14 protein-coding genes are annotated in these 14,722 nt (G+C 33.5%); 3 read left to right on the plus strand and 11 right to left on the minus strand.

Annotation, left to right across the window (positions count from 1 at the left end):
- Position 1: 1 nt before the first annotated feature.
- Positions 2-1,540 carry a glycoside hydrolase family 10 protein gene (locus tag GM921_RS11135; protein ID WP_182922714.1) on the minus strand — a complete coding sequence of 513 codons (1,539 nt, stop codon included), beginning with the start codon at positions 1,538-1,540 and terminating at the stop codon, positions 2-4.
- Positions 1,541-1,768: 228 nt separating this feature from the next.
- Here GM921_RS11135 and GM921_RS11140 point away from each other — a divergent pair, with 228 nt between their 5' ends.
- Entirely contained in the window at positions 1,769-2,674 is a 906-nt protein-coding gene (locus GM921_RS11140; RefSeq protein WP_182922715.1) for a hypothetical protein, read from the plus strand.
- Between the two features lie 178 nt (positions 2,675-2,852).
- Here GM921_RS11140 and GM921_RS11145 read toward each other — a convergent pair whose 3' ends face one another.
- From GM921_RS11145 to GM921_RS11160, 4 genes are all read right to left on the minus strand, one after another.
- Positions 2,853-6,608: a sensor histidine kinase gene (locus tag GM921_RS11145; protein WP_182922716.1), complete on the minus strand. Its 3,756-nt coding sequence runs from the start codon at positions 6,606-6,608 to the stop codon at positions 2,853-2,855.
- A gap of 77 nt (positions 6,609-6,685) precedes the next feature.
- Positions 6,686-7,567 (minus strand): ACP S-malonyltransferase, encoded by an 882-nt coding sequence (gene fabD, locus GM921_RS11150; protein WP_182922717.1) that lies wholly within the window; start codon positions 7,565-7,567, stop codon positions 6,686-6,688.
- Positions 7,568-7,631: 64 nt separating this feature from the next.
- Positions 7,632-8,267, minus strand: a complete 636-nt coding sequence (gene folE / locus GM921_RS11155; protein WP_182922718.1) for a GTP cyclohydrolase I FolE — start codon at positions 8,265-8,267, stop codon at positions 7,632-7,634.
- Positions 8,268-8,293: 26 nt separating this feature from the next.
- On the minus strand, positions 8,294-8,704 hold the full coding sequence (locus GM921_RS11160; RefSeq protein WP_182922719.1) for a 6-pyruvoyl trahydropterin synthase family protein: 411 nt from the start codon (positions 8,702-8,704) through the stop codon (positions 8,294-8,296).
- A gap of 109 nt (positions 8,705-8,813) precedes the next feature.
- On the opposite strand from GM921_RS11160, the gene mqnB reads away from it, so the two are divergent.
- Complete coding sequence (gene mqnB / locus GM921_RS11165; protein ID WP_182922720.1) at positions 8,814-9,437, plus strand: futalosine hydrolase; 624 nt, start codon at positions 8,814-8,816, stop codon at positions 9,435-9,437.
- 117 nt (positions 9,438-9,554) lie between these two features.
- On the plus strand, positions 9,555-10,403 hold the full coding sequence (locus GM921_RS11170; protein ID WP_182922721.1) for a menaquinone biosynthesis family protein: 849 nt from the start codon (positions 9,555-9,557) through the stop codon (positions 10,401-10,403).
- A gap of 18 nt (positions 10,404-10,421) precedes the next feature.
- Here GM921_RS11170 and GM921_RS11175 read toward each other — a convergent pair whose 3' ends face one another.
- From GM921_RS11175 to GM921_RS11200, 6 genes are read right to left on the minus strand one after another with little or no spacing between them, the layout of a single operon-like run.
- Positions 10,422-10,985: a hypothetical protein gene (locus GM921_RS11175; protein WP_182922722.1), complete on the minus strand. Its 564-nt coding sequence runs from the start codon at positions 10,983-10,985 to the stop codon at positions 10,422-10,424.
- Between the two features lie 12 nt (positions 10,986-10,997).
- Positions 10,998-11,381, minus strand: a complete 384-nt coding sequence (locus tag GM921_RS11180; RefSeq protein ID WP_182922723.1) for a hypothetical protein — start codon at positions 11,379-11,381, stop codon at positions 10,998-11,000.
- 3 nt (positions 11,382-11,384) lie between these two features.
- A complete protein-coding gene (locus tag GM921_RS11185) occupies positions 11,385-12,617 on the minus strand; it encodes an ABC transporter permease (protein ID WP_182922724.1) in 1,233 nt (410 codons plus the stop codon).
- 47 nt (positions 12,618-12,664) lie between these two features.
- Positions 12,665-13,303: an MBL fold metallo-hydrolase gene (locus tag GM921_RS11190; RefSeq protein ID WP_182922725.1), complete on the minus strand. Its 639-nt coding sequence runs from the start codon at positions 13,301-13,303 to the stop codon at positions 12,665-12,667.
- 39 nt (positions 13,304-13,342) lie between these two features.
- Entirely contained in the window at positions 13,343-13,927 is a 585-nt protein-coding gene (gldD, locus tag GM921_RS11195) for a gliding motility lipoprotein GldD (protein ID WP_182922726.1), read from the minus strand.
- Between the two features lies 1 nt (position 13,928).
- The gene (locus GM921_RS11200; RefSeq protein WP_182922727.1) at positions 13,929-14,672 is read right to left on the minus strand and encodes a shikimate dehydrogenase family protein; all 744 of its coding nucleotides are present in this window, start codon (positions 14,670-14,672) and stop codon (positions 13,929-13,931) included.
- Positions 14,673-14,722 lie beyond the last annotated feature (50 nt).

Below are 14,722 nucleotides of genomic sequence, written 5' to 3' on the forward strand. Positions count from 1 at the left end.
TCTATTTCGCTTGCACTCCAACTGGTCCACTAGGTTCACTTTCATTCTTTAAACGATCTAAAGCGGTAATCAAATAATTATATCTTTTGCCCTTTTCTGCATTAGTATCGACATAAAAAGTAAAATCTCTAAAGCTAATATTCAATATATTTTTAGGATTTAAAACGTTAATCTTTTCTCCCTCCTCAAAACGATAAATCACATAGCCCGATGCTGTTTCACCATCCGCTGCTTTTAGGGGTTTCTCCCATTTTAAATTAACTCCATCTTCAAGCGCATCTGCAGTAAAATTCTGAGGAACATTTGGCACCACATCATCCAACCATGGCATTTGTGGCGGCAAAGCAGGATATTTATATAAATCATTTCTAAGCGAATCTGCAAGAGATTTAGCATTTGTAGAAAGAGATTTAGAGCTAAAAAACACACTTCCTTGCACCCTGTTATTCTCTCTCATGTACCTAATTTGATTGGGGATTTCGTTTAATTTCATCCATGTTGGATCTACTTTTGTAGGCACACGAACTAAATAAGCCGCCTGACCAATGTATAAATGTCGTCCATAGGTGTTATTTCCCCACCAATCTAGCAATACACCAAAAGGTGCTGCAGATCTACCAAACGTGAAATATATTTGCGGATTGATATAGTCTACCCAACCTTCTTTAATCCATTTTCTAGAATCAGCATATAATTCGCCGTAGTTTGATAAACCATTTGTTTTAGAACCTAAGGTATCTTCTCTAAAATTCCGCCAAATACCAAAAGGACTAACGCCAAATTTCATATACTTTTTATAGTAATGAACACTGTCATTTACTGTTTTTATCAAAATATTAACATTATTTCTACGCCAATCATCAATATTTGTAAAACCGTTTGGATACTTTGCAAAAGTTGCTGCATCATTGATTCGTTGCCCCTCTATACGGTATGGATAGAAATAATCGTCAAAATGAACTCCATCGATATCGTATTCTTTAACAACATCTAAAATAACTTGTAAAATATAGGCTCGCACCTCCGGTAATCCTGGATCAAACAATTTCTGACCTCCATAGGTATAAAATAATTCTGGTCGTTTTTTAGTGATGTGTTCAGGGCTTGTAATCGCTCCTGCGCTCATTGTTGCCCTATATGGGTTAAACCATGCATGCAACTCCATTCCTCTAATGTGCGCCTCCTTTATGGCAAATTCTAAAGGGTCATATCCGGGCGCTGGCGCAATACCTTGCGTACCCGTTAACCAGTGACTCCAAAGTTCTCTAGATTTAGCATAAAGCGCATCGGCCGTAGGCCTAATTTGTAACATAATGGCATTCATACCATTTTTCTTATGTTGTTCTAGTATACCAATCAGTTCTTGTTTTTGTTGATCGGCGGATAAACCTGGTTTTGAAGGCCAATCTATATTTGTAACAGAGGCTATCCAAACACCTCTAAACTCACGTTTTGGAGCAATTTTTGTGGTGTTTTGTGCGATAGAAAGGAAAGGAGCAGCTAGTAAGAGTAAAAGTGCGTAAATATGGCTTTTATTCATTATTTGGTTTTGTATAAAAGAAAAACAGGTTTGATTTGTAGTCGTCAAAGTACATAAATTGTCCTTTGGCTTTTTCTATAAACGACTTTTTTTAAAAAATCTGACACAAAAGTGCTACAAATTTTACACTTATCATTTTTTTATATTATGTTAGCTGTCCTATAAAATCGAAATACCAAGATTAAAAGTTAATTGACGGCATATTTTGTCAATTTGAAATTAATAACCATGCAAGACCAAGATCCCGTAAATAAAGTCGACAGAAATAAAGTTTACTTTTTAGTTATTGTGATAGCTGCGCTTTTAGGCATAAACGCGTACCTATATTTTAAAGATAAACAACAGAGTAATCGCTTTGTAACGGTAAATACTGAAAAAGAGCGCCTTAATCTTGAGGTAGAAAAAATTGAAGTAGAGCTCGATAAAGTAAATTCATTAAACGTAACCTTAAGCGAAAAACTACAACAAGAGCAGAAGTTAGCAAGAGAAAAAATAGCCGAATTAAAATTGGCTTTACAAAAAGGTCAGCTTACACAGGGTGATTTAGAAAAAGCTCAAAATCAAATTAAGGAATTAAGAGAATTTGTAAAAAATTACAACGATAAAATTACTCGTTTAGAAAAGGAAAATACATATTTAAAATCCGAACGAGATAGCCTTAAAACAACTGCCAATTCTTACAGCGAAAAGGCGGATAATCTTGAAAAAGAAAATCAAAATTTAAATGCTAAAGTAAAAGTTGGAGCGGCATTAAAAGCTGCTAACATTAACATTATTGCTTTTAAAGTTAAAAGCAGTGGCAAAAATGTAGAGGTAACTCGTGCTAGTACGGCAACTAAATTCACTATAAATTTTACTGTAGTGCCTAACTCGTTAGCAGAAAAAAATTACCACAAAGTATATTTAAGAGTATTTGATCCGGCAGGAAATTTAGTTGCTAATGAGAATAATATGTTTGAAATAGACGGTCAGCAAATGCAATACAGCACCGCAATTGAGTTTTCATATAATAACGATGAAGCCGTTTATAAAATTGATTGGACAAACCCTAAAGAGTTTATAAAAGGAACTTATGCCATTATTCTTTATACCGATGGCTTTATTATGGGTAAAAGTCAAATCGCTTTACGCTAAAATCTTCTTTAAATTTAGGTTCCTTTAGATTAATAATTTAATAAAAATATTAGTTTTAAGGCTATTGTATTACCAAATCGTCATTGCGAGAAGCGCAGCAACGAAGCAATCTTTCTAACCATGAAAGATTGCTTCGTCCTGATGAAAAATCGGAGACTCGCAATGACGAGCAGCCCTACTAAGCCAAAGGGAAACTGATATAAAAAATAGTTCCTTGGTTAATTTCTGATGAAAATTCTATCGTACCACCAGCGTTTTCTATCGCTTGTTTTACAAAGGCTAGGCCTAAACCAGTTCCCGAAGATTTTGTAGTGAAATTAGGCACAAATATCTTGTCCTGTAACGCTAAATCAATCCCTTTGCCATTATCTTGAACTTCTACATAAACATTCTTTTCATCGTTTATAAGGCGGATTTGAATAGCGCATTTTTCTTTGCCTTCGCTGGCTTCTATTGCATTTTTAAGGAGATTGTTAAACGTACGTAACAACTGATCCTTGTCCCCCAATACAACCACTTTTCTATTCGTACGATTTAGCACAACAATTTCAATATTATCAGCTGTATTAAATACCGATTTGGCTTGTTCAATTACTGGAAGCAATTCTAGATTCTCCAGTTTTGTATCAGGCATTTTAGCAAAATTAGAGAACTCTGATGCTATGGTAGCCAAACTATCTATTTGTTCGATAAAAGATTTATTAAAGCTTTCAAATTTCCTTTCAAAGTTTGGATCATTCTCTTTCCATGATTTCTCTAGTAGTTGCACTCCCAATTTTAATGGCGTAAGTGGGTTTTTAATTTCATGTGCCACTTGCTTTGCCATTTCTCGCCAAGCACTTTCTCTTTCAGATCGTGCTAATTTAGTGGCACTTAACTCCAAAGCGGCAATCATTTTATTATATTCTTTAATGAGCGATCCTATCTCATCTTGTCGGTGCCAAACAATTGGCTGGTTCTTTTGTCCTAGCTTAGTTTTTTTAATACTTTCTTGAATAAAAGTAAGTGGATTGGTAATTTGATTGGCTAAGAATACTGCGAGCACTCCAATTAATACAAAAACCAAGGCGTAAATATTAATTAATGTATTGATAAACAATCCAATTTTAGCTTGATAATCTGCTTCATTTGCATAATAAGGTAAACCGATATAGGCTATAGTTTGGTTCTGTGCATTACGAATTGGCGCATAAGCCGCAGCATATGTAAAGCTTCCGATTTTTTCTCCAGGATTTAAAAATTCTGAGCGTTGCATCAAATTTAAAGCGATAAACGCCTTTGGCCCCAATCTCTTTCCAATTATACCATAATCGTACATTTTTGGCAATGATGTTAGATACAAATTACCCTGAGTATCATACAGGTTTAAAAAAGCAGCATTTATATCGGCAAACTGATTAAATGCAAATACAGATTCGTTATCATTTTTAATTATTCCTGTTTTTAAAATCTGATTTTCATACGAAAGCTGGACCTTCCTTAGTTTTTCTCTAATCCCACTTTCTTGTTGTTTCAAATAATCATCTTTGATGTAGAAAAAAGTTGTCCAACCTACAATTAATAGCGTTGCAACGACAGATAAAACGATGGAAACTTGAATCCTTGTTTTATACAAAATTCTGTTGGCATTAATCATTAAATATCGATTAAAACTGAACCATCCAGCTTTATTATCATCGATGTTTTTAATTATCCAGATGAGCAAATAAAGTGCAATACCAAATAATATAAATACTAGAAAGAAAAATGATAAGGTAGCCAAACGAACTACATAAGACACTTTTTCTTTACTAATTATAATTAATTTAGAATGATTTGGTCGGTTAACTGCATGGCTGTAACTTGTTGTTATAGTTGCACCCGCATCTAGTTCATCTTGTGCATTGTCGCTTACAAATTCAATTTTGCCAACCACACCTTTAAAGCGTGTATTAACCATGGGATAAGTATATTTTCCAGACTGACTATAAAGTTTATTATCCTTATAGAAAGCTAAAGAATAATCGGTAAAGTCTTCATCGCTTTTCGTCTTTCCATCAATTAATAAATCTGGAAAATGGCTATTTACATCATAAGGTTGAGATTTTAACTCAATAACTAAAGTTCCTAATAGATTTGTCCCATCAAATATTGGAATAAGACCGAAGTAATTTTGATACCCAAACGTGTCGTTAATTCGATAAGAATAAGTTGCTTCTGGCGTTTTAATCGCTCCAGATTTTATTAAGTTTTTATATTTTGAAATAGGAAGGCTTTCCTCCTTTTTTAATGTCGAATCTCGATTATCATACTCGTACAAATTATATTCGAAGCGAGATAAATACCCATCTAGATATTTCTTTTCGATATAATCGTGAAAGCTAAACGTTTTGGTAAGTTGAGGGTTTTTAAAATAATCTACAATAGACGAATCGGTAGAAATCCCCTTTTCAAAGCTATCAATAGAGTTAATAACTTTTGGATCATCAGAGTTTAGTAGTTTTTCGGCAATAGCAGCCCTAGTGCTTCTCTCCTTAATATCATTAAATTTGATGTATTTAATTGCAGTAAGGAAAGCCATGCATAAGAAAAGAATAGCAAAAGTTCCTATTGAGAACTTACGAAATTGAACGTAATTATTCCATCCTATAATAAAGATGAGCAAGGCATAAACTAAAAAGAATACATTAAAATCACTGACCAGTTTATATATAAAATAACCAGCAAGTAGGCTTAAAAAAACAATTAGTCTTTCTTTATTAGTTGTTTTAAGCTGCTTACTTAGCTCGATAAAAATGTTGGCCGCCAAATACACATTTAACCAAACTATACATAAAATCAAAATACAAACCCAACTTATCCAGTCAAGGTTTATGATGTTAGTAATATCAAAATTGATTTTAGAATTGTATATCAACCCAAAGAAAATATTATCTATTAAAAATGCCGCAAAAGATAAAACAAGTAGCAATACCACGTGAAACAAAATGCCAACTACTTTACTTTTAGTCATCCATTTTGGCAATATATATTGATGACGATGGGTGTAAGCAAACAAACCAATCCATGTAATGGAAATAACGTTTAACAATAAATCTCCCAATGAGGGAAATAAATCGCTTTGTGCATAAATGGAAGGGCTAAAAATTTCGAGATTAAATTGGTGATTAAACCAAAAAAACTGAAGATCTGATAACCTAAAAGCGATAAAAAATACGCTTAGCAACAATGTAGCAGAAACAACTAAGCCTTTTCTAGCTAACCAAGAGCAATAATAATTTACAAATAAACAGATGCTAAAAAGGCCGACAATCCAAAGCCAAATTTGTATGGTAGCATAGATGTTTTTAGCATATTCTTCACTCAGCTTAACAGGGAAAAGATATTCTTTATGAACGCTAAAGATTTCTGTAATGTCTTTATCAGTAAAAGTTGCCAAATCCAAGCTATTGCGAGGAAAAAGTTCGGGTACAATCTGATTTTTTAGGTATTGGTTTTCTATACTAAATTGTGTTTTTACGGTTATTAAAAACACAAGCGTATAGTTATCAATAGTTTTCTTAACTATCTCGTACCAACCGTTTGGTAATTGCGTAAAAGAAGTTCCTTCTTTTAAACGTTCAACATTGGGAGGAAAAGCTTTAATTGAGCTCCAAAACTGGAGACTTTCATCTTTATAAACTAAAACATTTATGCCATTTGTACGATTATTCGTTATAAAATCTAACGCTAACTTATCGTTTTTATATAGCCGTTTAAGCTCATTTATTTTAGCCGGATTGGTAAGATAACTTTGAACGATTCGCTCTTTTACAGCTAAGTTTTGCTGCAACACTTCGGCTTCGTGTAAAAGGAGGTCTTTTTTGGTAATCGAGTTATTTAGTGACAAAGCTGTAACAATACAGCAAATGCCTAACAATAATAATAGAAACCTGATTTTACCTCCAATACTCACGTCAAAGCTATTTTAATAAAGGTATTAATTATCTATAGTTGCTCTAATTTGATTAAAAGCAACTTTTATTTCGGCATTTAAGCTACGCTTGCACTGCTAGTTTGCACTTCTCTACTTACTTTTTTCACCAAACCTTGTAGCACGTTTCCAGGTCCAACTTCTACAAATTCAGTTGCTCCATCTGCAATCATATTCGTAGCTGTTTGTGTCCATCGTACCGCACCAGTTAATTGAGCAATTAAGTTTGCCTTAATTGTTGCTGGATCTGTAGTTGGCTTTGCATTTACATTTTGATAAATAGGGCAAATTGGCGATGAGATATTAGTGCTTTCAATTGCCGCTTGCAATTCTACTTTTGCTGGCTCCATTAACGGCGAGTGAAAAGCGCCACCAACATTTAATTTTAATGCCCTTTTTGCTCCAGCTTCGGTTAATTTCAAACAAGCCTCATCAATTCCTTCAATACTACCAGAAATAACCAATTGACCAGGGCAATTATAATTTGCAGGAACAACAACGGCATCAATACTTGCACAAATTTCTTCTACCACTTCATCTACTAAGCCTAAAATAGCTGCCATAGTACTTGGTTGAAGTTCACATGCTTTTTGCATCGCATTTGCACGAGCAATCACTAATCTCAAACCATCTTCAAATGATAACGCATTTGCAGCAACTAGGGCAGAAAATTCACCTAAAGAATGTCCAGCAACCATATCTGGTTTAAAATCATCTCCCAAAACTTTGGCTAAAATCACCGAGTGAAGAAAAATAGCGGGTTGAGTTACGTTAGTTTGTTTCAACTCCTCATCTGTGCCACTAAACATGATATCGCTAATACGAAAACCTATAATTTCGTTGGCTTTTTCAAATAATTCTTTTGCTAACGGATTTTCATAAAGGTCTTTACCCATACCCACAAATTGGGCGCCTTGCCCTGGAAATATATATGCTTTCATACTATTTAATCCCCAAAGGGAAGTTTATATCTTGTTAAAAATTTTGTTCTTTGGAAATTTCAGATTAATGAAGATCTGCTGTTATTAACCTCAAAAACTCTGCTCTTGTTTTATCATTGCTAATAAATTCTCCTGTAAATGCCGAAGTTGTGGTTACAGAGTTCTGTTTTTGCACTCCTCGCATCGACATACACAAGTGCTTACACTCAATTACTACTGCTACTCCTGCCGGATGCAATGTTTCTTGAATACAATCTCTAATTTCATTTGTCAACCTTTCTTGCACTTGTAAACGGCGAGCAAAAGCATCTACCACTCTTGGTATTTTACTTAAACCAACAATGTGTCCGTTTGGAATATAAGCGATGTGCGCTTTGCCGAAAAATGGCAACATGTGATGTTCGCACATAGAATAAACTTCAATGTCTTTTACCACTACCATTTGGCTATAATCTTCTTTAAACATTGCAGAGCGAAGAATTTCTTGCGGCTGAATATCGTAACCGTGAGTTAAATATTGCAATGCTTTAGCTACACGTTCTGGCGTTTTTAAAAGACCTTCACGTTCTGGATTTTCGCCCAATTTTCCTAAAATATCTTTATAATGTACTGCAACTGAAGCGATTTTTTCATCATCGTATCGGTCTATCTTTTGATAGCCTACAGTTTCTTCTTCGTGATTGTATTTATCGTTTTCCATTAGTTTATATTTGTTTTTAATGGTTATTAACCAAAATACTCAACGAAGTTATTTTCGGTTTCGTAAATTTTAATGCAATGTAATTGTGCTCCACTTTCTTTAATATGAGGTGCCAAAATAGCCCAAATCGCGATAGCTAAATTTTCTGTAGACGCTAAAATATCTTTCATAAAATCTACATCCAAATTAAGATTTTTATGATCTACTTTATCTATCACATGAATATTAATTATCTGTTTTAGCCATTTTAAATCTACTAAAAAACCTGTTTCTGGATTAACTTCCCCCTTAACCGTTACATATAATTGATAATTATGTCCATGCCAATTTGGGTTTGCGCACTTACCATAAACCTCCGTATTTTTATCCTCACTCCAATCTGTTCTTGATAATTTGTGAGCCGCATTAAAGCTCTCTCTGCGTGTTATATAAATCATTTTGTATCAAATAAAGAACAAATATACTATATATTGGTTAAGGTTGATAGCAGATAGACCATTAGCAGTCGACCATTTGGCATAGAAAGAATTTCTTTACATTTACCTTATGAAACTATTGGTTGTTGCTGCCACTAAAGCCGAGTTGGGCAAAGTATTTGAACATTTTAACCTGCCGGATGAAAATTTTGTACAGCAAGCTAAATTTGATATTCTGATTACAGGTGTAGGCATGACGGCTACGGCTTTTGCATTAGGTCAGCATTTGAATAATGGTTATAATTTGGTCGTAAATATTGGCATCAGCGGAAGTTTTGATAAAAATATCCCATTGGGAAGTTTAGTTAATATTTACATGGATACGTTTGCAGAATTAGGCGCCGAAAACCACGATGAATTTATTACAATTTATGAATTAGGCTTTGGAAACAACACTTTTAAAGCTAGTTATCAATTAGCTGATTTACCGATGGTGAAAGGAATTACAGTAAATAAAGTTCATGGAAATAGTGATAGCATCGCTAAAATTGAACAAAGATTTAATCCGCAAACAGAAAGCATGGAAGGTGCTGCTGTATTTTATGCTTGCAATACGTCGAATATTCCTTGTTTGCAAGTAAGAAGTATTTCCAACTATGTTGAGCCAAGAAATAAAGAAAATTGGCAAATTGGATTGGCAATTAAAAATTTAAACAATTGGGTTATCGATTTTTTAATCAATTATACAACTTGATTTTGTTTGCCGCAGATGCGCAGATTAAATTTGTAAAAAAAAGTACCGGATTAACCAAGATTTGTAAAAAGTCTGCGAATCTGCGGCTTCTATACTACAAAGATTTATTTTTGCCCTATGAAACTTACACTTGGTTTTTCGCCTTGCCCTAATGATACGTTTATTTTCGATGCTTTAATTCATGGTAAAATTGATACCGAAGGTTTAACTTTTGATGTTTCTTTTGATGATGTAGAAACCTTAAATCAAAAGGCAATGAATGGCGAATTAGACATTACCAAATTGAGTTTTCATGCGTTTGCATATGTGGTAGAAAAGTATGCGCTTTTAAATTCGGGCAGCGCTTTAGGCTTTGGCGTTGGCCCATTATTGATTTGTAAAAAAGAAAATTTTGAGAGAATTAATCAGCAACTGAAAACTGAAAATTGTCAACTGAAAACTGGAATACCTGGAAAATATACGACTGCAAACTTTTTATTGGGAGTTGCTTATCCTCAACTCATCAACAAAAAAGAAATGGTGTTTTCTGAAATTGAAAATGCTTTACTAAACGAAGAAATTGATTTGGGTTTAATCATCCACGAAAATCGCTTTACTTATCAGGATAAAGGATTACATAAAGTAGTTGATTTAGGCAATTATTGGGAGCAATTAACAGGTTGCGCCATCCCTTTGGGCGGAATTGTAATTAATCGAAACCTAAGTTTAGAAATACAACAAAAAGTAAATAGATTAATCAGAAAATCTGTAGAATACGCTTTTGCAAATCCTAAATCGGGTATTGATTTTATTCGTCAGCATGCACAAGAGATGGATGAGGCCGTGATGTACAAACACATAGAATTGTACGTTAATAAATACTCGATAGATTTAGGCGAAGAAGGTAAAAAAGCTATTGATACGTTGTTTGAAAAAGCAGTTAAAAACGAAATAATCCCTGCTTTTAAGCAAAATTTATACGTTTAGTTCGCCTGGTTTCAAAACTTATTTCTTGCAATAATCTCCAGAATTTTCAGACAATTGCTTATCTGCTAAATCAATATTATTATAGCTTGTATTAACTCCCCAAGAAAATACTTTTTCAAAAAAGGGTAAAAATTTATCGTCTTTAACTTGTTCTAAAAAGTAAACTTCGTGTTCTTTTTCCTTAATGCCCATATCGTACAATAGCTCATCGTGTTTTGTAATATTTAAAGCATTAAAATATTGTCGCATTCTAAAATACTCGCAAACATTTCCACTTTCTAGTTTTCCTGCAAAGAAAAAAGGCATAAATCGACCAATTACATAACATAAACCAGAAATTGTTTTACCAATGATGTGATATTTAAATTCGTAAAATTTGGAGATTGGAATGTCGTATTCATTCATAATGGACAACACTTCGGTTCTGTGTCCCCATTCATCAATTTCAATCTGTTTTATGGCTAGTTTTTCGGCTTCGGTTTTAACATTTTTTGCATGACCGATATACGCAAAAGCCGCAGCTTTTTCTGCCGAATATGCTTGTTGTAAGAGTTTGGTTAAAGCTGGATGATTAATTTTCAAAGTAAAATTCTATTACTGTGAACAAGGTCCATCAGGGATTTGCTTACTAATTTTAAGCAATTTAGTTACCACCATTGTCGAATCATAATCGCCTGTAACTGTTGTCGTATCAGATTTCACCAATTTACACTCCACTTCTATATAAACTGGTGTATATGGTTTTTCGAAACCAAGATTGCTGTATGCTAATTCTAACGTTTTAGCGCTATCTGCAACCCAATATTCTCTTCCCTCTTCGCAATCTGTAAACGATTTAATTTCTGGTCCAAAGCTATATAATCCTTTAGCTATGATAGTTTTACTTTTACCATCACCAGATTTTTTATCACTTTGGCAAGCAAATAAAACAGCCATTGAGGCAAATAATAGGAGAATTAATTTTTTATAGCTATTCATGTTTTAAAGGTCTTGATTTAATTGATCTATTTTCTTTACGCTTAAATTTGATGCCAAAGCTGAAGCAACAAAAGAAAAAATACTAACAGTGATAAAAACGAGCACGAAATCTTTCCATTTAAACGCAACTGGATAAGCATTAGACATTAATAAATTCGATTCTCCCATTTTAACCCATCCAAAACGTTGCTGTACTAAACAGAAAACGAATCCAATTAATAATCCAAAGATACAACCCGTTAACGTTATCATCATACCTTCTACCAAAAATATTCTTTTAATTAATTTTTTACCCGCTCCAAGACTATTTAAAATAGAAATATCTTTAAGTTTATCGATAACTAACATGGTTAATGAGCCAATAATATTAAATATGGCGATAATTAAAATGAAGGTTAGAATGATATAAACCATCCATTTTTCTGAGCCTAAAACATTATACAAACCTTGATTTTGCTGTATTCTGTTTTTAACTACAAAGTTTGACCCTAATTTCCCAGCAATCTGGTTTTTTAACGTTTCGGCATCTACACCATCATTTACATTAATTTCTATAGCCGATACATTTTTATCTTCGCCTAAAAGTTCGCGAGCAAATGCTAAAGGCACAATAATTAAATTGTCGAAATCCTGTTGAACTTCAAACACTCCAGATGGTGGAATACTCAATACTGTAAAATCATCCATTGGATTAATCGAACTCGCTTTAACTCCTTTTTTGGGCGAATAAATTTGTAACTTTTCAAAGGGATCACTCGAATTTACACCTAAATAAGCTTGTAAAGCGGAGCCGATAACGGCATTTGGTCCATTCTTATTTTCCAACACAAAATTACCCTCAATCATGATGGTATCTAAGCTCTTATTCTTCAAAAAATCACTACTTACACCTTTTACTAAAGCGGGTGATTGTTTGTTATTGTACCAAATTAAAGCATTTTCTGACAAGACTTCCGTATAAGAGAATATTGATTTATTTGCCTGTAATTCTTTAAAATAGACCGTATTCGGATTAAAAGTTTTGCCTTGCGATGGCATGATAATTATTTGCGGCGTAATGGTATTAAACATTTTAAGTACCACTTCTTCAAAACCATTAAATACAGATAAAATGATAATTAAAGCCGTGCTTCCTACAAAAACTCCCAATACAGAAATTGCCGAAATAATATTTATGGCATTGGTCGATTTTTTTGCAAAAAGATATCTGCGGGCAATATAAAATGCTGTATTCACGCTATAAAGATAGGGAAAATGTAAGCGGTAAAACTGATGTTAAGCAACTACACTAAAAAAGGATTATTCATTTTCTCAAAGCCAATTGTTGTCGAAGGGCCATGACCTGGAAAAACTTCACAATCATCTGGCAGTTGAAATAAATTTTCTTTAATGCTAGTTATTAATTGCTGATGATTTCCTCCAGGCAAATCTGTTCTACCTATACTTCGATAAAATAATACGTCTCCACCTATTAAAAAGTTTTCATCAACTGCATAAAAACATAGATGCGCTGGCGAATGACCTGGTGCAAAAATCAATTCTAGTTTACTGTTCCCAAAAGCGATAGCACCCGTTTCTGGTAAAAAAACTTCAGGTTCTGGCGAAAGCTCATAGCGCATACCCATTTGTGGTGCGTACCCTGCAACAGCTTGTAAAATATATAATTCTCCTTTATGAAATTGTGGTTTTAATGCCCAATTATCGAATACAAATTTATTACCTAAAACATGATCAATATGACAATGTGTATTCAATAAAAGTTCTGGTTTTAATTGATTTTCTTTAATGAAAGCTACCAATTCATCTTGCTCAGCTCCATCATACATCCCTGGATCTATAATTACACAAGCTCCAGTTTCATCGTATAAAACGTAAGTATTTTCTTGATAAGGATTAAATGTAAATTTCTTTAAACTGATCATTTGGCTAATGGTTAATAGTTTGGGAATCTAATTAGCAAGTTAATTCTTCCATTTAAAAGTTTCAATCATTCTGTCGATATCTTTTTTAAGGAATTTAACTACAGGTTGAATAGAATCATATTGAGGGCGTTCGTTAAAATATAAAGCTCCCCTAAAGTAATGTTTTGCTCTATCTGTCAAAAAAAACTGAACAGAAGATGCCGTATTTCCTTCTATCGCGTAATAAATTCCGTAAACTTTCCTATCAGGATAATTAATTAACTTTTGGTCAATTGAATTTGCCTTGATGGTATGCTTCATGGCCAATGTTCTAGCAGATTCCGTCATTTCATTATAGTTCTTTTCAGAAAAAACACCATGATATGTAAGATGAAGTTTGCCATTAAATTGAGGGAAATTCATGTTATTCCAGCAAGGCTGAGCATTTTTATCGCTATCTACTGTTATTTGTGCGTATACTGGATATTCGAATGTAAAAGGGCAATCTGAGTTAAATGTTCTGTATTGCTTTTTTGGAAAATTAATGCGGAAATAACCTTTAGGTTTTGGTGTATTTGGGCTTTCACTGGTACACGCAGCAATAACAGACAGCAAAACAAATAGTAAAAGGATATTTTTTTTCATATTATGTATTCCAAATATACCATGAACGTTCCGCTTGTAGATATAGCATTTCCAATCCGTTTTTAATTTTTGCACCTTGATTTTTCGTTCTTTTCAAAAACTCAGTTTCTTCTGGATTATAAACTAAATCATACGCCAAATGTTGTGTGGTTAAAAACTGATAAGGAATTGGCGGATAAGAATCTAAATTTGGCGACATTCCCAAAGGCGTTGTGTTAATGAGCACTGTATATTCATTCAATATTTCTTCGGTAATTGCCGAATATAAAATTGCATTTGGAGCAGGGTTTCTCACCACCACCAAATAGGGAATTTGCAATTGATTTAACACATATTTAACTGCTTTTGCTGCACCGCCATCGCCAAATATTAAAGCTTTTTGATGGTGTTTTTCTAATAACGGTTTTAAAGATTCCGAAAAACCATACGCATCTGTATTATATCCTTTTAGCTTAGGTTGATTACCACTTTGGTTAATTGAAATACAATTTACTGCGCCAATTTCTTTCGCTGCATTATCAATTTCATTTAAAAAAGGAATTATATTTACTTTGTGTGGGATAGTTACATTTAGTCCGCGAAGCGATGGATTTTTTTGAATTAACTCCATCATTTCATCAGCCTTTTCAATTGGAAATAATTCATAGCTACAATCTCCTATTTTTTCATTCTCAAATTTTTCGGAAAAGAATTTTTTAGAAAATGAATGTGATAAAGGAAAGCCGATTAATCCGAATGTTCTCATGTTTTATAAAAAAACCGTCGACTAAAGTCGACGGCAATGATCTCCTCGCA

Source organism: Pedobacter planticolens (assembly GCF_014172375.1).
Classification (GTDB): Bacteria; Bacteroidota; Bacteroidia; order Sphingobacteriales; family Sphingobacteriaceae; genus Pedobacter; species Pedobacter planticolens.